Source organism: Pseudomonas sp. PDM24 (genome assembly GCF_019218905.1).
GTDB lineage: Bacteria > Pseudomonadota > Gammaproteobacteria > Pseudomonadales > Pseudomonadaceae > Aquipseudomonas.
Genome location: NZ_JAHUWR010000010.1, coordinates 128,066 through 147,896, shown reverse-complemented (window position 1 = coordinate 147,896; position 19,831 = coordinate 128,066). Strand labels below are relative to the sequence as shown.

General features: G+C 58.6%; 19 protein-coding genes. 8 read left to right on the top strand and 11 right to left on the bottom strand.

Annotation, left to right across the window (positions count from 1 at the left end):
• Position 1: 1 nt before the first annotated feature.
• The 6 genes from KW837_RS26610 to nac all read right to left on the bottom strand — a co-directional run bounded on the left by KW837_RS26610 (position 2) and on the right by nac (position 4,887).
• Positions 2 to 406 carry a biotin/lipoyl-containing protein gene (locus KW837_RS26610; protein WP_218399114.1) on the bottom strand — a complete coding sequence of 135 codons (405 nt, stop codon included), beginning with the start codon at positions 404 to 406 and terminating at the stop codon, positions 2 to 4.
• Between the two features lie 12 nt (positions 407 to 418).
• Positions 419 to 1,390 (bottom strand): biotin-dependent carboxyltransferase family protein, encoded by a 972-nt coding sequence (locus KW837_RS26605; RefSeq protein WP_218399113.1) that lies wholly within the window; start codon positions 1,388 to 1,390, stop codon positions 419 to 421.
• Positions 1,387 to 2,058, bottom strand: coding sequence for a 5-oxoprolinase subunit PxpB (gene pxpB / locus KW837_RS26600; protein WP_218399112.1), 672 nt, complete (start codon positions 2,056 to 2,058; stop codon positions 1,387 to 1,389). Before pxpB ends, KW837_RS26605 begins: the two co-directional genes overlap by 4 nt.
• Positions 2,055 to 3,407, bottom strand: coding sequence for an acetyl-CoA carboxylase biotin carboxylase subunit (accC, locus tag KW837_RS26595; protein ID WP_218399111.1), 1,353 nt, complete (start codon positions 3,405 to 3,407; stop codon positions 2,055 to 2,057). Before accC ends, pxpB begins: the two co-directional genes overlap by 4 nt.
• A 31-nt stretch (positions 3,408 to 3,438) precedes the next feature.
• The gene (locus tag KW837_RS26590) at positions 3,439 to 3,867 is read right to left on the bottom strand and encodes an acetyl-CoA carboxylase biotin carboxyl carrier protein subunit (RefSeq protein WP_218399110.1); all 429 of its coding nucleotides are present in this window, start codon (positions 3,865 to 3,867) and stop codon (positions 3,439 to 3,441) included.
• A 114-nt stretch (positions 3,868 to 3,981) separates the two neighbouring features.
• Positions 3,982 to 4,887 carry a nitrogen assimilation transcriptional regulator NAC gene (nac, locus tag KW837_RS26585; protein WP_218399109.1) on the bottom strand — a complete coding sequence of 302 codons (906 nt, stop codon included), beginning with the start codon at positions 4,885 to 4,887 and terminating at the stop codon, positions 3,982 to 3,984.
• Between the two features lie 413 nt (positions 4,888 to 5,300).
• Here nac and KW837_RS26580 point away from each other — a divergent pair, with 413 nt between their 5' ends.
• The 4 genes from KW837_RS26580 to KW837_RS26565 all read left to right on the top strand — a co-directional run bounded on the left by KW837_RS26580 (position 5,301) and on the right by KW837_RS26565 (position 10,656).
• Complete coding sequence (locus tag KW837_RS26580; RefSeq protein WP_218399108.1) at positions 5,301 to 6,509, top strand: aspartate transaminase; 1,209 nt, start codon at positions 5,301 to 5,303, stop codon at positions 6,507 to 6,509.
• Between the two features lie 9 nt (positions 6,510 to 6,518).
• Positions 6,519 to 8,063: an MFS transporter gene (locus KW837_RS26575; RefSeq protein WP_218399107.1), complete on the top strand. Its 1,545-nt coding sequence runs from the start codon at positions 6,519 to 6,521 to the stop codon at positions 8,061 to 8,063.
• Between the two features lie 63 nt (positions 8,064 to 8,126).
• Positions 8,127 to 9,458 carry an OprD family porin gene (locus KW837_RS26570; protein ID WP_218399106.1) on the top strand — a complete coding sequence of 444 codons (1,332 nt, stop codon included), beginning with the start codon at positions 8,127 to 8,129 and terminating at the stop codon, positions 9,456 to 9,458.
• Positions 9,459 to 10,065: 607 nt separating this feature from the next.
• A complete protein-coding gene (locus tag KW837_RS26565; protein ID WP_218399105.1) occupies positions 10,066 to 10,656 on the top strand; it encodes a glyoxalase superfamily protein in 591 nt (196 codons plus the stop codon).
• 127 nt (positions 10,657 to 10,783) lie between these two features.
• On the opposite strand, the gene KW837_RS26560 is transcribed toward KW837_RS26565, so the two are convergent.
• On the bottom strand, positions 10,784 to 11,755 hold the full coding sequence (locus KW837_RS26560) for an HNH endonuclease (protein WP_218399104.1): 972 nt from the start codon (positions 11,753 to 11,755) through the stop codon (positions 10,784 to 10,786).
• A gap of 427 nt (positions 11,756 to 12,182) precedes the next feature.
• A complete protein-coding gene (locus KW837_RS26555; protein ID WP_218399103.1) occupies positions 12,183 to 13,307 on the bottom strand; it encodes a tyrosine-type recombinase/integrase in 1,125 nt (374 codons plus the stop codon).
• Positions 13,308 to 13,409: 102 nt separating this feature from the next.
• On the opposite strand from KW837_RS26555, the gene dusA reads away from it, so the two are divergent.
• On the top strand, positions 13,410 to 14,420 hold the full coding sequence (gene dusA, locus KW837_RS26550) for a tRNA dihydrouridine(20/20a) synthase DusA (protein ID WP_218399102.1): 1,011 nt from the start codon (positions 13,410 to 13,412) through the stop codon (positions 14,418 to 14,420).
• A 178-nt stretch (positions 14,421 to 14,598) separates the two neighbouring features.
• Positions 14,599 to 15,525 (top strand): transaldolase, encoded by a 927-nt coding sequence (gene tal / locus KW837_RS26545; protein ID WP_218399101.1) that lies wholly within the window; start codon positions 14,599 to 14,601, stop codon positions 15,523 to 15,525.
• 219 nt (positions 15,526 to 15,744) lie between these two features.
• Here tal and rssC read toward each other — a convergent pair whose 3' ends face one another.
• Together rssC and rssB are read right to left on the bottom strand one after the other, a co-directional pair.
• Entirely contained in the window at positions 15,745 to 16,227 is a 483-nt protein-coding gene (gene rssC, locus KW837_RS26540) for an anti-sigma factor antagonist RssC (protein WP_007897104.1), read from the bottom strand.
• Positions 16,227 to 17,408 carry a two-component system response regulator RssB gene (gene rssB, locus KW837_RS26535; RefSeq protein ID WP_218399100.1) on the bottom strand — a complete coding sequence of 394 codons (1,182 nt, stop codon included), beginning with the start codon at positions 17,406 to 17,408 and terminating at the stop codon, positions 16,227 to 16,229. The genes rssC and rssB overlap by 1 nt, the downstream gene beginning before the upstream one ends.
• 276 nt (positions 17,409 to 17,684) lie before the next feature.
• On the opposite strand from rssB, the gene KW837_RS26530 reads away from it, so the two are divergent.
• Positions 17,685 to 17,984, top strand: coding sequence for a PilZ domain-containing protein (locus KW837_RS26530; RefSeq protein WP_218399099.1), 300 nt, complete (start codon positions 17,685 to 17,687; stop codon positions 17,982 to 17,984).
• Between the two features lie 229 nt (positions 17,985 to 18,213).
• Here the strand turns inward: KW837_RS26530 and KW837_RS26525 are convergent, their stop codons facing one another.
• A complete protein-coding gene (locus KW837_RS26525; RefSeq protein WP_218399098.1) occupies positions 18,214 to 18,903 on the bottom strand; it encodes a VacJ family lipoprotein in 690 nt (229 codons plus the stop codon).
• A 200-nt stretch (positions 18,904 to 19,103) separates the two neighbouring features.
• Here KW837_RS26525 and KW837_RS26520 point away from each other — a divergent pair, with 200 nt between their 5' ends.
• The gene (locus KW837_RS26520; protein WP_218399097.1) at positions 19,104 to 19,724 is read left to right on the top strand and encodes an HAD family phosphatase; all 621 of its coding nucleotides are present in this window, start codon (positions 19,104 to 19,106) and stop codon (positions 19,722 to 19,724) included.
• Positions 19,725 to 19,831 lie beyond the last annotated feature (107 nt).

Genomic DNA, 19,831 nt, shown 5'->3' with positions numbered 1-19,831 from the left:
CTCAAGCCGCGTCCAGGCGCATGAACGCCTCGCCATAACCGATGGTCGTGCCACACACCGTCAGCACCGCCGCCAGCCGTCCGGCCTTGTGGCTGCGGACCGGCAACAGCAGATCACCGACTTGCAGCAGCGCGACCAGTTGCCCTGGCTCCACCCGACTGCCGAGCGATACCAGCACCTCGCTCTGTTGCGGGTGCTTAAGCAGCAACCGGCCCAGGCCTGGAGTCTTTAACAGCTGCTCCTCCGGTGCCTTTAATGTCTCTGGCGTGGCGATTTGAACCGGTTCCGCGACTTCGTCGACGCTACGTTTGAGCACCAGATGCAGCCCCGGACGACGAATTTCCGCGCCAGCCAGGTGAGTCTCCTTGAGCCACACCGCCAACTGGCGGATTTCCTGATTTGTCATGTTTGAATGTCCTTAACGCGAGGCCAGCCCGTGAAGGTCAACCAAGCGGCCGACCTCCGCGAGATAGCGCGAATTGTCTTCCAGGGCTGCGACAGCTTCGGCGTAACTGCACTCGATAAAGCGCACCTTGCTGCCGATCGGCGCCTGGCCCAGGCGCCAGAGATCGGCCTCGATCACCGTGCCGAATTTCGGATAGCCGCCACTCGGTTGCGCGTCGCGCATCTGGATGATCGGCTGGCCACCGTGGGGCACCTGGATCACACCGGGGACGATGCCGTGGGAGCGAACTTCCATCGGCGCCTTGGGCAAGATCGGCGCGCCTTCGAGCCGGTAGCCGTAACGGTTGCTCTGGGTCGTGAGCTTCCACTCGCCGGACCAGAATGCCGCCCGGGATTCATCCAGAAAACACTCGTATTCGGCCGCCGGGAGTACCCGCATCGCGGGCAATCCATCGCGTTGCAATGGCAAGGCCTGACTGGGTGACACGACCCCAAAATCCGTGGGCTGCGCGCTCATGCCGGGACGCAACGCCGAGACCTGGTCACCCTGCTGCAACGCCCGCCCCTGCAAGCCGCCGAACTCACCGCGTAATTGCGTGCTGCGCGAGCCGAGCACCTGCGGCACGTCGACACCGCCGGCCAGACACAGATAAGCGCGACTGCCGGAGGTTGGATAGCCGAGGCTCAGCACCTGGCCTTCCCGAGCCTGCGCTACCCAGAATGGCAACAATGGCTGACCGTCGAGGGTGGCTTCGCAAGCCGCACCAGTCACCGCGAAGGCGCAGTCCTGAACAAACCGCACCTCGAATGGAAACAGCGGAATTTCGATGGCCGCCGCCCCCTTGGGATTACCCAGCAGCAGATTGCCCAACGCCAGCGCCAAATGGTCCATCGCGCCGGAAGTCCCGACGCCGTAACCGAGGCTGCCGAAGCGGCCGAAGTCCTGCACGGTGGCCAGGGCGGTGGCCGATAAAATCTCGATCATCGAATGATCCTCTCGATGCGCAAGCGCAACATATCGCCGGGCCGCAGCATGGCCGGAGGGTTTTGGGTCGGGTCGAAAAACGACATTTCGGTCCTGCCGATAGTGTTCCAGCCGCTGGGACCGGCCGATGCGGAGACACCGGTCTGCACCCCGCCGATCGACACGGAGCCGGCGGCAATACTGATCACCGGCACCTGGCGCCGTGGCGTGGCCAGACGCGCGTCCATGCCACCGAGATAGCAATAGCCGGGATGGCTGCCCAACGCATACACCGGGTACAGCGGCTCGCAATGCAGGTTGGCAATGGTGTCGATATCCAGTCCGGTGTGCGCCACCACATCACTCATGTGCGGACCGAATTCGCCGCCGTACACCACCGGCAACTCGACGATGCGCCCTTCGAGTGGCAGCGGTTGGCTTTGCTCCCAGGCCTCAAGCAATCGCTCGCACAATCCGTTGAGGTCATGCGGCGGCTTGATGAAGGTCAGCATCAAGTTGTTCATGCCGGGGACCGCTTCGTGTATGTCGGCCCATTGCCCGGCCTGCAAAGCCAGGCTCCAAATGCGTTGTTGCGGCGCCAGATCCAGCTCGCCGGGGGCTTCGAACAGCAAAGCCGTGGACCCCAGCAGGCTGATGTGCGGACGCAGCGATACAGTAGCAGTACTCATGTCGGACTCCGTTGTTGCAACCAGCGCTCCAGGTGATGAATGTCTACGCCACCACTACAGAACGCCGGGTCGTCGAGAATGTCGCGGTGCAGCGGGATATTGGTCGAGATGCCTTCCACGACCAGCTCACTCAGGGCCAGGCGCATCCGCGCCATCGCCTCATCACGAGTGGCGCCATGGGTGATGACCTTGGCCACCATCGAGTCGTAATACGGCGGCACCCGATAGCCGGTGGTGACATGAGAGTCGACCCGCACACCAAAGCCACCCGGGACTTCCCAGCGCTGAATCAGCCCCGGGGTCGGCATGAAGGTGATCGGGTCTTCGGCGTTGATCCGGCATTCCAGTGAATGACCGTTGAGTTGCACGTCTTGCTGACGCAGCTCAAGCACTTCGCCTCGGGCCATGCGCAGTTGCTGCTGGACGATATCGATGCCGGTGGTCATCTCCGTCACCGGGTGTTCGACTTGCAGCCGGGTGTTCATCTCGATGAAGAAGAACTCACCGTCTTCGTAAAGAAACTCGAAGGTGCCGACGCCGCGATAGCCGATCTGCCGGCAAGCGGCGGCACAACGTTCGCCGACCTTGGCAATCAGTTCCGGGTCGATACCAGGCGCCGGTGCTTCTTCAAGCACCTTTTGATGCCTACGTTGCAAGGAGCAATCGCGGCAACCCAGCCAGATCGCATGGCCATGGGCATCGCACAACACCTGGATTTCCACATGCCGCGGATGACCGAGAAACTTCTCGATGTAGAGCTCCGGATTACCAAAAGCCAGCCGTGCTTCTTCACGGGTCAGCGCAATGGCATCGAGCAGTTCTCCCTCTTCTTTCACCACCCGCATGCCGCGACCACCGCCGCCACCAGCCGCCTTGACGATCACCGGATAACCGATTTCACGGGCAATGGCGAGGATGCTTGCATCGTCCGTCGGCATCACCGAATCCGGACCCGGCACGCACGGTACGCCGGCTTCGCGCATCGCCCGTTTGGCAGCGACCTTGTCGCCCATGGTGCGAATGCATTCGGCGCTCGGCCCGATAAAGGTCAGCCTGGCGGCTTCGATGCGTTCGGAAAATCCGGCGTTCTCCGACAGGAAGCCATAACCCGGATGGATCGCCTGAGCGCCGCTGACCTTGGCTGCGAACAGCAGCGCAGCCTGGTTCAGATAGCTCTGACCGGGACACGCCGGCCCGATGCACAGGGCCTGATCGGCGTTTTGCACGTACTGGGCGTGGCGATCAGCCTCGGAGTGCACCACCACGGTCTGTATCCCCAGGCCACGGCAGGCACGCTGAATGCGCAGGGCGATTTCGCCACGGTTGGCGATCAGCACTTTGTCGAACATTGAATTCACCTGAAAGAGGATGGGCTTGGGATCAGTCGAGACGGAACAACGACTGACCGGCTTCGACTTCGGCGCCACTCTGGGCTAGAATCGCGGCGATCCGTCCGGCGGCTTTGGCCTTGACCGGGTGGAACATTTTCATTGCCTCGATGACCGCCAGGGTCTGCCCGGCTTCGACCTGCTGACCGACCGTGACAAACGGCGCTTCCCCCGCGGCGGGCGTCAGATGCAGCACGCCGTACAGACTGGCCTTGACCTCGATGGCCTGCACCGTCGGGGTATCTGCCGTGGATGGCAGCGGAGTCGATACCGGCGATTGCCCGGTCAACGGCTCTGCGGTCAAAACCTTTCCGGCCTGCTTGAAAAGACGAACCGTACTGTCACCTTCGGTCAGACTCAGTTCGAGCAGATCGGATTCGGCGAGCAAATCGATCAACCCCTTGATGCGTTCTGAATCCATGCGTGGGCCCCTGCCTGTCGAGCTGTCTTAAGTGGATGGGGTCAATGTAGCGAGCCCACCGAACGACGACCAAGACGCTTTGGCTTTGGGGTGATAAGCCGTCCTTATGACCACTCAGTTCAGGCTGCCGCGCATCTCGGCGACCAGTTCCAGCAGGATCGCCTTGACCGCTTGGGCCGGCACCGACAGCGGTAGATGACCGGACAAACACAGCGCCAGTGGCGCCTCGACCGCGGGCTCGACAATGCGACACATGTGCATCGAGGTGGCGGCGACCATCACCCGCGCCGAGGACTCGGGCAGGATCGTCGAACCGAAGTGCTCGGCGACCGCAGCGGTCAGGGTGATCGACGATTCGATTTCCGCCACCACCCGCGCACTCAGGCCGATGCGCAGGAAGGCTTCATCCACAAGTCGACGCATGACGTTGTAGGGACGCGGCAGGAGCATGTCCATGTCCGCCAGGTCGGCCAGCGGGATCTCTTCGAGAGCGCTGACAGCAGGATCGGCACTCACCAAATAGAGGTGCTCGCGCAGCAGCGAGACGAAGCTCAAGCCATGGACTTCACGCCCGCCATAGAGCACGGCCATGTCCATCCGGCCATTCATGATCAACTCGCTCAAGGTGGTGCCGAAGTTTTCATTGAGGTACAGCAGAATGCCCGGATGACGCTCGCGCACCCTGCGCAATAGCGGCAGGGACAGCGTCGATGCGGCAGTGCCTGGCGCCAGGCCGACCGACACTTGCCCGGACAACGCCTGCCCCGTGGCATTGATGTCACTCTGAGCTTGTTCACACTGGCGCAGAATGATTTGCGCGTGGCCGTAGAGCACCTTCCCCGCCTCGGTCGGGGTGACGCCGCGTTTGGTGCGGATCAGCAATTGTTGCTGCAGTTCGGCTTCCAGCGTGGCCAGTTGCTGACTGAGTGCCGGTTGGGCGACATGCAGCACATCGGCGGCCTGAGTCATGCTGCCGATATCGACGAGTTTCACGAAATACTTCAAACGGCGCAGGTTCACGGTGGCGATGCTCTTGCTCAACAAAGGGGGGCTGCCCACAAGCTTTAGCAAGAGCCACGCCAGCCCTGATGCCAATCATTTGTGGCAAGGCGCAGAACCTGTGGGAGCGTGGCTTGCCCGCGAAGAACGATGACGCGTAATACCTGAAAAACCGCAGAGCACTCTTCGCGGGCAAGCCTCGCTCCCACAGGTTTTTGTGTCTCAACCATAAGCCTTTGCTATGGCTTGATCGTTGTTGCCGGCGTTGATACCCGCCAAGGGCATACAGGCTTTGGCGCACCGTATTAGTGCAAGCACTGTTCAGTTCCAGCCATAAGCGATGCCTATCCGACCAGAACGATCTCGTCTTATGGCGGCCAGGGTAGCGACTCGTACTGTAGGGCCTCGTCAACGTCATCAACGAGGAAAGACACGTGACCGCCTCCCGCATCGCCGCCCGTGTGCAACGTATCAAACCATCGCCCAGCAGCGCCGCATCTGACCGTGCGAACGAACTGCGCCGGCAAGGCAAGTCCATCATCAATCTGGTCGTCGGCGAGCCAGACTTCGATACCCCGGTGCACATTCGGCAAGCAGCCAGCGCCGCCATCGAGCGCGGCGAAACCCGCTACACGCAAAATGCCGGCACCCCGGAGCTGCGCCAGGCCATCGTCGCCAAACTGGCCCGAGAAAACGGCCTGACCTACGGTGCGAATCAGATTCTGGTCACCAGCGGTGCGAAGAGCGCGATCTTCAATGCCTTCGCCGCCACCCTCGGCGCGGGCGATGAAGTGCTGATTCCGGCGCCGTACTGGGTGTCGTACCCGGACATGGTGCTGGCCTGCGAAGGTGAACCGGTCACCCTCGCCTGCCCCGAAGAAAACGCCTTCAAGCTGACCCCGGCGCAACTGCGTAGCGCGATCACCGAGCGCACTCGCTGGTTGCTGCTCAATTCGCCCAGCAACCCGACCGGCGCCAGCTACAGCGCTGCCGAACTGCGCGCCCTGGCCGATGTGCTGTTGGATTATCCGCAGGTGTTGCTGATGACCGACGACATCTACGAACACATCCGCTACGAAGGCCTGGACAACCCGCACATCCTCGCCATCGAACCGGCATTGACCGAGCGCACCCTGGTGGTCAACGGCGTGTCCAAGACTTATGCCATGACTGGCTGGCGTATCGGCTACGCCGCAGGTCCGGCCGACCTGATCGCTGCCATGGCGACCCTGCAATCGCAATCGACCAGCAATGCCTGTTCGATCAGCCAGGCCGCCGCCGTCGAAGCGCTCAATGGCAACCAGGCGTTCGTCAAGGAAAGCGTGGCGGTCTATCAGCAACGCCGGGATCGCTGCCTGGAACTGCTCAATGCCATTGACGGCTTGAGTTGCCGCAAGCCCGACGGGGCGTTCTACCTCTATGTGAACTGCTCAGGCTTGCTCGGCAAAACCACGGCCCATGGCAAGCAGCTGGCCAGCGACTACGACGTGGTCATGTACCTGCTGGAAAGCCAGGGCGTGGCCGTGGTGGCAGGCACCGCTTATGGCCTGGCGCCGTTCTTCCGGATGTCGATTGCCACCGACATCAAGACCCTCGACGAAGGTTGCTCGCGCATTGCTGCTGCCGTTGCGGCTTTGAGCTGAGGACCGACGATGGCCGTGGCGACCCACCCTCCCCTGAGTTTCAAACAGGCCTTGCTGGCGATGCTGGGCATTTCGCTGGTGTTGATGCTCTCGGCGCTCGACCAGACGGTGATCGGCAACGCCTTGCCAAGCATCGTCGCCGAACTCAAGGGCTTTGAGCTTTACGCATGGGTCGCCACGGGCTACATGCTGGCGTCGATCGTCACCATCCCGATCTTTGGCCGACTGGGGGATTACTATGGGCGCAAGCCCTTCGTGATCGCCGCCACCCTCATCTTCACCCTGGCGTCACTGGCCTGCGCACTGGCCAGTGACATGCTGTTGCTGGTGATTGGTCGCGCCTTGCAGGGTGTCGGTGGCGGCATGTTAATCGGCACCGCATTCGCCTGCATTCCGGAACTGTTTCCCGACACCAGACAACGCCTGCGCTGGCAGATGCTGCTCAGCGCCCTGTTCAGCGTGGTCAACGCTATCGGTCCGGGTTTAGGTGGTTATCTGACCGGGGCGTTTGGCTGGCGCTCGGTGTTCTATCTCAATCTGCCGCTGGGTTGCCTGGCGCTGTTTTTTGCCTGGCGCTACCTGCCTTATTACCGCCCACAGCAACTGACAAAGATCAGCCTCGATTGGCCGGGCGCGCTGCTGATTGCCCTGGCATTGGGCAGTCTGCAGTTGTTCGTCGAATGGCTGGGGCATTCCAGCCTGATGTTGAGTGCGGCGCTGGGTTTGATCTGCGTGGCGGCGACTGTCGCGTTGTGCGTTTGGGAGCGGCGCTGCACGCACGCACTGCTGCCCTCGGCATTGCTGCGGCTACCGAGCATGCGCCTGCTGTTTCTGCTGTCGATGGCGGCCGGCGCGATCATGTTTTCACTGCTGTTCTATCTGCCGCTGTTGCTGCAAGGCAGCTATGGCTACTCGCCGCAGGATGCCGGCCTGTTGATCACGCCGCTGGCGTTGAGCATCACCCTGGGGGCGATCGTCAACAGCCGCATCGTAACCCGCTTGCGTAATCCGAACCTGTTGCCGCTGTGCGGTTTTGTGGCGCTGCTGCTGGCATGCTTCTGCCTGGCTCTCGCCGGGCGTAGCGCCTCATTCAATGTGTTGCTCGGCTTGATTCTGCTGGCAGGTCTTGGCTTGGGATTCATCCTGCTGAACCTGACGGTATTCACTCAAACCCTCGCCGAGCGCCAGTTCCTCGGGATCGCCACCGCACTGACGCAGTCCTTGCGACTGGTTGGCGGATTGCTCGGCACCGCCTCGATGGGTGTGCTGGTCAACCTGCTTTACAGCGCCAACCTGCAACGACTTTTTATCGCCCAAGGGCACGCTGACGGTTTGGCGTTGTACGCCGACCCGCAGATCCTTTTGCACCCCGACACCGCACTGCTCGAACACCCGCAATGGCTGAACCTGGCCCGCGATGCCCTGGCCCAGTCAGTGGGTGTCGGCCTGCTGCTCTGCGCCGGCATCGGCGTGCTCGCACTGTTCATCCTGTACCGCTTGCCGCCCGTGAGACTGAACGTCTTGCCGGCCACCGCTGCTCCTGAAAAACAATAAAAACCTTTACTGCCGCTTTTGACTGCCTCTCACAACATTCGACAACTCATGGGGATGACTCCGATGGAGCTTTTCAATCGCGCACCTAAAGTAGTGGCCGGCATTTGCGGCCTGATCATCGCTCAACAGGGCTACGCCGCAGGCCTGGTAGAAGACAGCAAGCTCAGTGTGCTGGCCCGCAACTTTTTCAGTAATGCCGACAACCGCAGCGGCGCCGCCGCCCCCAACTACACCCAGGAATGGGGCCAGGGTTTCATCGCCAACTTTCAGTCCGGCTACACCCAGGGCACGGTCGGTTTCGGCATAGACGCCATTGGCATGTACGGTATCCGGCTGGACTCCGGCAAGGGCCGGCACTACAACCCGGAAAGCAAAGCCTTCAACGGCAACATCTTCCCGACCGACAGCGACGGGCGTGCCGTGGATGAGTTCGGCAGCCTGGGCCTGACGGCCAAAGCCAAGTTCTCCAACACCGAACTGAAATACGGCACGCTGGTCCCGATGTTGCCGGTGGTGATGTCCACCGACCGCATGCTGCAGCAAACCTTCAATGGCGGGCAGATCCAGTCCAAGGATCTGGAGAACTTCACCTTCACCCTCGGCCAGTTGGAGCATGTCAAAGGTCGCGGCTCAAGCAACCAGATGGGCATGTCCATTCCCGGTGCAAACAACGCGCAGACGGGCGAGTTCGTCAACAAGTTCTATTACGGCGGCGTGGACTACAAAGCGACCAAAGACCTGACCTTGCAGTACTACTACGGCAACCTGCCGGACTTCTACAAACAGAACTATCTGGGCCTCAAATACGATTGGCAGGTCGGCCCCGGCACCCTGCGCACCGACCTGCGTCACTTCGACAACCGCTCCGATGGCGCCAATGGTCATGACCCCGACTTCTACACGTTTGGCTACTACGGCAACGGTGTCACCAAAGGCAAAGTCGACAGTCGCCTGAGCAGCGCGCAATTCACCTACCTGGTGAACGGCCACACCTTCGCCGCCGGCTTGCAACAAGTCAGCGGCGACAGCGATGCGGTCTGGTTGAATCAGGGCGACGGCTCTACGGCTTACTTCATGACGGAGTCGATGATCGGCAAGTTCCAGCGCGCCGGGGAAACCACCTGGCAGGTGCGCTACGGCTATGATTTTGCGACGGTCGGTGTTCCTGGTTTGAGCGTACTGGGTATGTACGAAAGCGGCTCGAACATCCGCACACCCGATGGCGACAAAAAAGAGTGGGAGCGCAATTTGACCGTGAGCTATGTGATTCAACAAGGACCGCTCAAGGACCTGAGCATTGCCTTGCGTCACGCGTCGTTGCGCACTGAAGTGTCCACACAGCGCGATAGCGATGAGCATCGGGTGATCATCAGTTATCCGCTCAATATCCTGTAAGCGCCGGGCGCACTGGATGATGCGCATCGTCATCCAGTGTGATTCCATTATTGAGTCTGCAAGGAGTGCCGGGGGGCGAAGCAAGCTCCCCCCTCGCCACCCTGACGAGCACTGTCAGCCTTCAAAACCCGACGTTAGCTGCTAGCCCACCCAACCGACGGCGGTCTTTGGATTCATCCAACCTGGAGGCGAACATGCTCACGGCTTCCACTGCTGAGCACCACCAAATTTTCGAGAAAGATCGACTAATTGCGTTTTGCCGAATGCGTCCTGTACCACGTTACCTATGGCAGGAGGTGGCTCTGCTCTGAATGACTTTTGGCTGTGGATTCAACCGTTCTCTGCCGGTCACGACAAGCATAAATCGGCCAAAACAGTCATTCGCTGACATATACATAGGGGGATTGCTATGCGCCGTGCATAGGTCATTCAAACGTATTGAAAGACCTACGACCAATCCCTTATGATTTGCGCAGGCTGGATCGAAGCCTGCTGCCCACCTTGGCAAACCCGAATGGGACGATTTCCTCCTCTTCAATGCGTTTGGGATTCCCTGTGCGGATCTCGGCAGTGGGCACCGGCTTTCCGCGAACAGAGGATGCATCCTATGAAACGCATAATCTTGATCCACCAATCTACTGTTTCTCGCCTAAAACAACGCGCTCGCCGCCTGAAACGGGCTAAAGACATTTCGCATCTTGAAGCTCTTGAGATCGTAGCCAACGCTGTGGGCTTGGATAATTGGCATCAGATTTCAGAAGCGGCAAAGCTATGCCAACCAATTCAGGACGCTTATAGCAAAGGGTTTGTTTTAGCCTTCGATGCTAAGGAGGCTCCTGACCCTGATGATGAAGATAGCCCGCTACTCTGGGAGGAATTTGCCTTCGATCTGTTAGGAAGTCTGTTTTTTGAGCAATATCGAAATCAGCCAGATGAGGAGGATCTTGAAGGAAGGCCGATTTCTGAAACGCATGATCCCGATGATCTTAAACAGTATTTCAATAGCGATTGGGAATGCATGTACTTCTTCCGCCTGAAAGCCCCCTATCAGGTGACTACGGTAGAACAGCTTCTATCGCTGATCCATAAATACACGTTTTGGCCACCGCGCTTCATTTTCGCGAAAGGTAAACTGCTGGATACGTATGGACTACCGGCTTTGAACGATGACGGAGAAGTGATAGGCATCCGTTTCTAGGGGGTCGGCTTCCGGCCATTTCCAGTCATACACTGTTCGCCACAATCTCGGAAACGAATACCAGCAGCAATCCAGACAGCTGACATTTGTTAGAGAGAGCGAGGTGATTACCCAAGATCGGCCAAATTTACTTTACTGGGAGCGACAAAAAAGGCCGGGGCGCCTCAGCCCCCCGGCTGCACCACTCTCGATGTGCCCGAATCGCCGCCAGGGAGGGCCACAGCGCCTGATGCGTTGCTTTCCTAATTTGCTTGCCCACTAGCGGGGCATATTCGGATGCTGCCAATCTAGGATTAATTTGCAGGGTGAAATCGTCGCTTAGGTAAATCAGACCTCTGTCCCACAGGGTGTGAAGATCACTGCGTAGTAACAGCCCGTTAGTGATGTGATTAGTGTCTGGTCCTAAGTAAGGCGTAATGTGTGCAGCTTCCAGCACCTCCACTACTGTGCAGCCGGTTAAGGCGCACTGCCCCTCGTAGGCGGTGAGTAAGCCGCTGCGAAAAGCAGGTTGCCCTTGGCGCAAGGCGATTTCACGTAGATCGCGCCTGCGGTTATCTTCTGCCCCATCTGGTGTGAAGGAAGACATCGGTTCTTCAACGGTCAGACCTAGTTTAATAGTGGGGTCTGATAGCGTCGTGCTCTGAAGAGTAAAGACTCCGTTCTCCCATGAAACGACTTTGGCTAAACCTAGCACCTGATAGCGCGTTATTTCTGGCTTCTTGGATAGCTGCTTCAGTACTGCCACCGGCACACCGTCGTCCATGCACCGCTCCAAACCTAGATTGGTAAACAGTGCAGCGGAGTCGCCCAACTTGTCTTCCTCTTGGGCATACTGGTAACACCAGCTCCCATCCTCTTGATAGATAGGCTCTTGATCGCTGTAGGGGCTGTTCAATGTTTGGCGGATCGACAACGCATAATTGAGCTTTTCGGGTTTGTAGATTCCCTTTGCCGAGATTGTGACCGTATCAGGGGCCTGTTGCAGTTGTTTCCAGGTCAGCACTTGGCCGGCGTGCTGCTCAAACCAGAACAATAATCCGAAATGGTTATCGTCGGATTGCTCTAGGAATGTATTGATCTGCATTGGCGTCAGGCTCATGGCAACTTATCAAATCGAAGTATGTACTAATAAATGACAGCAAGGATCTAGCATTTTGGCTAGGATTACTGAAATTCGCTTGGCCCCATAGAAGCACCTGCGAACGATCGCTAAGGCTGAGAAACCAAGAGCAATCGCAGCTGGGCAAATGACGACTCCATCTCAGTACACTCAGTTTCCAAGGCAGAAAAGTACGCATCTGAGATTGAAATCTGTGTTTTGCGCAGAAGGTTCAGGACTCAGATTCGACGTAGCAACGTGCAAAAAAGGCTCTTTCACCGCTGAACGCAGGGGTAGCCAGGCCGGGTCGACTTTTTCAACACAATCGGCAGTTTCCTACCGTTCGTGAACGCATCTTTGGGTAGAAAGCAGCACCTATTGAATCGTTTTTTTGAGGGAAGGGCGCGCGGAGTTAAGTGCCACTGACTCACCTTAACGTCCTAGCGCCCAGTTTTACGGGTGTCTTCAGAACTCGCTCAAACCACCTCCAATTGGCATACATGTCGCCTCGTCCACGGAGGTGGGTGTAACGCCGCATCGAGTTCCAGTCTCGATGTCCCGATACACTCGCTACCCGAGGAATATCCCAGTCCATTTCGAACAGCCGGCTAACGCCGTCGTGGCGCAGGTCATGAAAGTGCAGATCCTCGATGCCAAGGATCTTGCAGGCCCTCGTCCACGACGTGGATACGGATTCGGCGCTATAGGGGAAGATCTCAGGCAGCACCTTCGGCATGGTTTGGAGAATGGCCCAGGCTTCCGGCGGTAAATGGCACCAGACATCGTTACCGATCTTCTGGCCGGGGTTTTTCATGTCACGCACCAATACCCGCTGGCCCACTTCATCCAGATCCGTCCACAGGATCCGCGTAATTTCCTCCTGCCGGCGTGTTGAGAACAACGCAAACCCAGTCATTTTGAGCATGTTGATCGACGTTGGGCGACGGGCTTGGATACCCTGAAAGTGCGTGAGTAGCTTGTCGAGTTCATCCAACGTCGGGCGTCGGTCGCGCTCACGACTTTTCATGTTGTACCCCAGCTTTTTCAACACCCGCCGGGCATCCGTCATTGCGTGCGGATCGACTTCGTAGCCCCAAGCAGGCCGAGCGATCGATAGCACCGCGCCCAAATGCGCCAGATCATTACCAGCCGTCTGAGGCTGTACACTCCCGCCCTCCTTGCCCATCCGCCACAGCGCATACTCCACCAACTGCTGACTGTTGATGTCCTGGTCATTCAATTTGCCCAGGTATGATTCGCTGATCGCTTTGAGCGTGGCGAGCTTGGTCTTACCCAAAGGCCGGACCTTCTCCATCTCAATCAAATAACGGTCGATCATCTCCTTGACCGTCGTGCCTTTGCGATTTGCCCGCTCGATCGCGCCTGGCTCGTCCAGCTCCGCTTCGCGTTTTCGAGCCCATGCCAGGGCAGCCTGTTTCCGGGCGAAGGTCTGGCACTCTTGGTAAACTATTGCCCCTTTGTTTTTAAGGCGGATTTGGACCGTATAACTAACCGATCCGTCGGCCTTCTTTCTTGCTCTAATGGTTGCCATCGTTCCAGTGGTACAAATGAGAAAGTGAGTGGTACATTTTACCACCGGCCTTTAAAAAACGCCTGAAAACGCCCAAAAACGGCCCAGAATACGCAGAGAAAAATGTTAGCTAAAACAGTCACTAACCCACAGAACACAAGCTCTGCGCTGTCTCGGCGGTTTAGCGTTGCACCCATGATGGATTGGACCGATCGCCACTGCCGCTTCTTCCTGCGCCTGCTCTCCAAGCACGCCCTCCTCTACACCGAAATGGTCACCACCGGCGCGCTCCTCAACGGCGACCATGACCGCTTCCTGCGTCACAACGAAGCCGAACACCCGCTCGCCCTGCAACTCGGCGGCAGTGTCCCGCTGGACCTGGCAGCCTGCGCACGCATGGCCCAGGACCATGGCTACGACGAGGTAAACCTAAACGTCGGCTGCCCAAGTGATCGGGTGCAGAACAATATGATCGGCGCGTGCCTGATGGGGCATCCGCAGTTGGTGGCCGATTGTGTGAAGGCGATGCGTGATGCGGTGTCGATTCCGGTGACGGTGAAGCATCGGATCGGGATTAATGGGCGGGACAGTTACGAGCAGTTGTGTGATTTCGTCGGCACGGTTCGGGATGCCGGGTGCACGAGTTTTACCGTGCATGCGCGGATTGCGATTCTGGAGGGGCTGTCGCCGAAGGAGAACCGTGACATTCCACCTCTGCGCTATGACGTGGCGGCGCGGTTGAAAACGGATTTTCCAGAGCTGGAGATTATTCTCAACGGCGGGATCAAGACGCTGGAGGCCTGTCACGAGCATTTGCAGACGTTTGACGGCGTGATGCTGGGTCGTGAGGCGTATCACAATCCTTATGTGATGGCTGAGGTGGATCAGCAGCTGTTCGGCAGCACGGCGCCGGTGATCAGCCGGGCCGAGGCGCTAGCGCAGTTGCGGCCTTATATTGCCGAGCATCTGCTGGCGGGTGGATCAATGCACCATATCACCCGGCATGTGCTGGGGCTGGGCACCGGGTTTCCGGGGGCGCGGAAGTTTCGGCAGTTGTTGTCGGTGGATATTCATAAGGCCAAAGAGCCTTTGGCGTTGCTGGATCAGGCAGCAGAGTTGCTGGAGGGGCGTTAACGGTCACCTGCGTTGAACCTGTCCCCCATTTCAGCATCGTATCTACCGATACCACGCCCCGCCTTTCAAACATCCGTTTTCAGGATGTTGCCGCTGGGGCTATCGATACACGTACGCGCCCTTGAGTGGCTGCAAGCGCTCGGGTAATGTCATTAGACCCATAGGACAGAGCACGCTCATGACTTCCAAGCTGGAACAACTCAAACAAATGACCACCGTGGTTGCCGACACCGGCGACTTCGAAGCAATCGCTCGCGTTAAACCCGTGGACGCTACCACCAACCCTTCCCTGCTGCTCAAAGCGGCGGCCATTCCCGCTTATGCCGAGTTGCTGAACGCTTGCGTTCATGACTGCAAGGGCGATGTGGGCCTGGCCAGTGACCGTTTTGGCGTTGCGGTAGGGCAAGAGATTCTGAAGGTTGTACCGGGCCGTATTTCCACTGAGGTGGATGCGCGCCTGTCGTTCGACACTGACGCCGTATTGAAGCGTGCGCACCGTCTGATCGACCTGTACGAGAAGGCCGGCGTTGGCCGTGACCGTGTGCTGATCAAGATCGCTTCGACCTGGGAAGGTATCCGCGCTGCCGAGAAGCTGGAAAAGGAAGGCATCCAGACCAACCTGACCTTGCTGTTCTCTTTCGCTCAGGCTGCGGCTTGTGCTGACGCTGGGGTTTTCCTGATTTCGCCGTTCGTTGGCCGTATCTACGACTGGTACAAGAAGGCCACCGGCAACGACTACACCGGCGCGGATGATCCGGGCGTGCAGTCGGTGACGCGTATCTACAACTACTACAAGGCCAATGACTACAAGACTGTGGTCATGGGTGCGAGCTTCCGTAACCTGAATCAGATCGAGCAGTTGGCCGGTTGTGATCGGTTGACCATCAGCCCGGATCTGCTGGAGAAGCTGGCGGCGGATACTGGCAAGCTGGAGCGCAAATTGGCGCAGGGGCATGCTGGCGAGGCGCGTCTGAGCCTGAATGAAGCGCAGTTCCGTTGGTTGTCCAACGAGGATGCGATGGCGACCGAGAAGCTGGCTGAGGGGATTCGTCAGTTTGCTCGGGATCAGGAGAAGCTTGAGGCGTTGTTGCAGGCCAAGCTGTGATCTAGTTCGAAGCTGTGCAAAAAGGGCGAACCTTAGCGGGTTCGCCCTTTTTTGTGCGTTGTGTTGGAGATTGAATAGGCTTCGCGCTGGGGGATGTGGTGATCGTTATGGCGCCTTCGCGGGCAAGCCTCGCTCCTACAGGGATTCGTAGTGGGTCGGGATGGTGAGTTTACGCGGGGCTAGTGTGGGATCAGACCGACCCACACCGTTTCAGGGGAATCAGTGCCGCTCCAGCGCATTCACCAGGTCATGGAACGCCTCACGGTTGGAGTCGTTCAGGCCCATGAGGATTTTGTGCGCTTCGAGGACTTTGACGCGCACCACTTCTTCGGACTGATCCTGGTCCGGCAGGTCGGTCAGGCATTCAGGGCATGGGATCGGGCGATCAACGATGTTGAACACCTGCTCAAAGCCCATGGACTGCAGCAAACGGGTGATGTCTTCGTGGGTGGTGACGACGGTCGGCAGCAGGCCGACCTTTTGCCGCGACAGGATCGACAGTTTGGCCAGCAGGCCCAGGGTGGTGCTGTCGATGCTGCGGGTTTCGGTCAGATCGATCACGATGGCGTTGAAATTCAACGCGGTGAAGATCCGCTCAATAGTCGCATCCAACGCCGAACACAGGGTCAGGCGAACTTCACCGACGAACTTCAGGACGAAGGTGCCGTCCTGCTCGGCGAACTGGATTCTACCGGTACTCATTAAAGATTCCTGCTCAACACCAACAGGGCGATATCATCCGGCATCTCCCCTAGCGTGGCCAATCCAAAAACCTGGCGCAGACCATCCAGGCTGCCGCCCGCTGCCTTCACCCGTTGAGGCAAAGCAGCTTCTTTATCTTTGAGTGTGGGTTCTGGCAAAAGGTCCAAAATGCCATCAGACATCAGCGTCAGGCTGAACACTGGTGGCAATTCCAGTACGTGGTCTTCGTAGCTGGCTTCATTGAAGAGGCCCACCGGCAGACCGCGCCCTTCCAGGTAACGAACACTGTCTGGCGTGTACAACACAGGCAACGGCAGATGACCGCCGATGCTATAGGTCAACAAACCGGTCTCCTCGTCGATGACTCCACCGACCATTGTGACGTGTTTACCCAGCTTACAACTGATCAGGCCCCGGTTGATATGACCAAGAACCTCTGAAGGCTTGAACTCCGGCAATGTGCCGTTGCGCTTGGATTCGAACAGCAAGCGCGTGGTCATGAACTTCAGCAGCACGGTAACGAAGGCTGAAGAGGCGCCATGGCCGGAAACGTCCGCCAGGTAAAACGCTACCCGACGCTCATCGACCCGAAAGTAGTCGACGAAATCGCCCGACAGGTACAACGACGGAATGATCTGGTGCGCAAACTGGAACTCGTTGATGCTCCAGGGGCTGACCGGCAGCATGTTCATCTGCACCTGGCGACCGGCGTTCTGGTCTTCCTGGAGCAGGTTCAGGCTGGCTTCGAGCTCGCGGTTGGCCTTTTCCAGCTTCTCGCGATAGCGCTGGTTTTCCAGCAGCAGGCGCGCACGATCCAGGGCCCGGCGCACGGAGTGCTCGAGCACGGCCAGATCTTCAAGAGGCTTGATCAGATAGTCCGCCGCGCCCAGGCGCAGGGCCTCGACCGCGTCGTTCATCACGCCCGCGCCCGACACCACGATCACCGGGGTTTGCGGCGACAGCTCGGTGACCTGGCGAATGAGTTCGAGTCCGCCCATCTGCGGCATGCGCAGATCGCAGATGACCAAGTCGGGCTTGTCTTGCTCGAATACCTGAAGACCCTGCTGGCCGTTGCTGGCCTGCAGGACACTGAAACCACTGTCTTCCAAGTAGGCCGCGAGGCTCGCGCGCACTACTTCGTCATCATCGATTATCAGCAGCGTGGCACTGGTTTTTGGCATGTGGGCAAACGGCGCCAGAATTAGGTTGGCGTAGCAGGCTGGGCATTGGCCCCCGCACACACTACTGGATTCGCTTTCTAGCCTCTCTGCCGCACCGTTTTCGAGCGTTAGCCCTACTTACAGGTACACCAAAGGTGCCCTTCTAAGGCGCAGACGGTACTCCCATCCGCGAGGCGTTTCAAGCTCACGCCGATGGTCGCTTGACGTCTTTACTTGTCAAATCACCGGGAGTTATAAGAACAGGCAAAACCGTAACCCAAAGGAAGGATCGAGCCCATGAGCCAAACTGATCGGGACTACAGCGAAAAGCGCGATTTCATCCGCATGCGGGTCGATGCCGATGTGGCGCTGATTCATGAAGGCGACGAGGTGCCAGCCGTCTGCATCGACCTTTCCAGCAGTGGCATGCAAGTTGAGGCGCCCCGCTTATTCAAGGTCGGTGACCATCTCAGCGTGCGGATTGATTCCGATCATGCAGCGCTCAAAGGCCTTGAGGCCGATACCGAAGTGGTGTGGGTGAAAACACAGGAGGGTTCCAATCAGAAACTCGGGCTTACAATCCTGAAAATGAAATAGCCCCGAATTTACCAGCAAGCCAAACGAAAGAAGGCGGCCAGATGGCCAACACCCGTCAGTTAAGGCGCGGAACCTGTGGGAGCGGGCTTGCTCGCGAAAGCGGTGTATCAGGCGACATCAATGTTGACTGTGCCGCCGTCTTCGCGAGCAAGCCCGCTCCCACATGGATGGCGCCTGAACTGACTGACATTGGGCCAAATGGCCGCCTTCTTCGTTTTACCGGTCGAGATTAAAAATCGTCTTCGACCTGGCCGTCCTTGACCTTGAATTCGCGATTTTGCAGGTACGCATTGCGAATAAAGGTGTATTTGTCGCCGCTGACCAGCTTCTCGGCCGACAGCAGGTTGGCGCGGGCGTCGACGATGTTCAGGCCGAAGATCGAATTACGCACCGGCACGTCGTGGATGTAGCGGTACGGGCCGGTATAGCCGTCGACATACTTGGAAGGCGCATCACGCAAGGTGCTTGGACCCAGCAGCGGCAGCATCAAGTATGGGCCGCTGCCCACGCCCCAGTAACCGAGGGTCTGGCCGAAGTCTTCATCATTGCGATGCAGGCCCATCTGAGTGCCCACGTCGAAGAAGCCCAGCAGGCCGAAGGTGGTGTTGAAGATCAAACGCGCGGTATCGACGCCTGCCGCAGCGGGCTTGGCTTGCAACACGTCGTTGGCGAGGTTGGTCACGTCGCCGACGTTGCGAAACATGTTGTGGATGCCATCTTCCAGAAACTGCGGCGTGACGAATTGATAGCCCTGAGCCAATGGCTTCAGTGCGTAAGTGTCGACAAAATCGTTGAACTTGTAGATCGGGCGGTTAATGCTTTCCCAAGGGTCTTCTTCCGTGGCCGCCTGGGCCGCGAACGGAGCCAGCAATACACTGGCACACATACAAAGCTGAACGAGCTGATTGCTCCAGCGCATAGAGAAACTCCTTGGATTCGTACTGGCGCGGGGGCTTGGCCCAGGCGCAAAGGCCGCTAGTATATGACGGAAAACCCGGTTTAGGCAGCATCGTGCGCGATGGCCTCCGGATGATTCTCCTGGCTGGAAGCGATTCACATCAGTGTCACTCAACTGTCACCGTCCACGAATAGCCTTGTTACTATTTCAAGGATGTTGATATGCCACGCGCCGAAACCACGCCTCTCATCGCCCCCAGCCTGACCGCGGTACTTTTCGGCCTCAGCGGATGCCTGGTGGATTTCGGCGCACGTACTCGCCAAGGTGGCACACTGACTGCCGAGCATGCCGAAGTCACGCTTGGCGCTCTGGACAGCCTGTCCAGCTTGCAGCGCCAACAGATTCCTTGCGCCTGGCTCGATGAACTGCCCCCCGCCCTCAGCCACTCTCTGGCCGGGGCACTCCCGGAATGGATCAAACCTTCGCAACACCTGGCAACAATCAATCCATGGCCAGCCCCGAACGCCTGTTGGCAAGCCTTAATGGCGTTGAATGTCGAACGACTGGACGGTTGTGTGCTGGTCAGCGGCGAACCGCGACTCCTGCAATCGGGCCTGAATGCCGGGTTGTGGACCATTGGCCTGGCGTCCTGCGGCTCGCTGTGCGGGCTGGCCCCCAGCGAATGGCAGGTCTTGAGCCAAAAGGAACGGGAACATCTGCGCGGCAAGGCGACAATGCAGTTGTTCGGCCTGGGCGTGCATTCGGTAATCGATCATCTGGGCGAACTCGACACCTGCCTGGCCGATATCAGCCTGCGCCGGCTCAAGGGTGAGAAGCCCTGATCGAGATCATGCAGTTTGCCTGGGAGTGGATTAATCTAAAGGTCAGCCGTAGACCTTTGGCGCGCCGCTGCGGTCTATGCCAGTGCCTATCGATAAAAGGAAGAACG

Coding starts and splice junctions, on each gene's coding strand:
- KW837_RS26610 (WP_218399114.1), bottom strand. CDS start 406: ATGACAAATCAGGAAATCCGCCAGTTGGCGGTGTGGCTCAAGGAGACT.
- KW837_RS26605 (WP_218399113.1), bottom strand. CDS start 1,390: ATGATCGAGATTTTATCGGCCACCGCCCTGGCCACCGTGCAGGACTTC.
- pxpB (WP_218399112.1), bottom strand. CDS start 2,058: ATGAGTACTGCTACTGTATCGCTGCGTCCGCACATCAGCCTGCTGGGG.
- accC (WP_218399111.1), bottom strand. CDS start 3,407: ATGTTCGACAAAGTGCTGATCGCCAACCGTGGCGAAATCGCCCTGCGC.
- KW837_RS26590 (WP_218399110.1), bottom strand. CDS start 3,867: ATGGATTCAGAACGCATCAAGGGGTTGATCGATTTGCTCGCCGAATCC.
- KW837_RS26575 (WP_218399107.1), top strand. CDS start 6,519: ATGGCCGTGGCGACCCACCCTCCCCTGAGTTTCAAACAGGCCTTGCTG.
- KW837_RS26570 (WP_218399106.1), top strand. CDS start 8,127: ATGGAGCTTTTCAATCGCGCACCTAAAGTAGTGGCCGGCATTTGCGGC.
- KW837_RS26565 (WP_218399105.1), top strand. CDS start 10,066: ATGAAACGCATAATCTTGATCCACCAATCTACTGTTTCTCGCCTAAAA.
- KW837_RS26560 (WP_218399104.1), bottom strand. CDS start 11,755: ATGAGCCTGACGCCAATGCAGATCAATACATTCCTAGAGCAATCCGAC.
- KW837_RS26555 (WP_218399103.1), bottom strand. CDS start 13,307: ATGGCAACCATTAGAGCAAGAAAGAAGGCCGACGGATCGGTTAGTTAT.
- dusA (WP_218399102.1), top strand. CDS start 13,410: ATGTTAGCTAAAACAGTCACTAACCCACAGAACACAAGCTCTGCGCTG.
- tal (WP_218399101.1), top strand. CDS start 14,599: ATGACTTCCAAGCTGGAACAACTCAAACAAATGACCACCGTGGTTGCC.
- rssC (WP_007897104.1), bottom strand. CDS start 16,227: ATGAGTACCGGTAGAATCCAGTTCGCCGAGCAGGACGGCACCTTCGTC.
- rssB (WP_218399100.1), bottom strand. CDS start 17,408: ATGCCAAAAACCAGTGCCACGCTGCTGATAATCGATGATGACGAAGTA.
- KW837_RS26530 (WP_218399099.1), top strand. CDS start 17,685: ATGAGCCAAACTGATCGGGACTACAGCGAAAAGCGCGATTTCATCCGC.
- KW837_RS26525 (WP_218399098.1), bottom strand. CDS start 18,903: ATGCGCTGGAGCAATCAGCTCGTTCAGCTTTGTATGTGTGCCAGTGTA.
- KW837_RS26520 (WP_218399097.1), top strand. CDS start 19,104: ATGCCACGCGCCGAAACCACGCCTCTCATCGCCCCCAGCCTGACCGCG.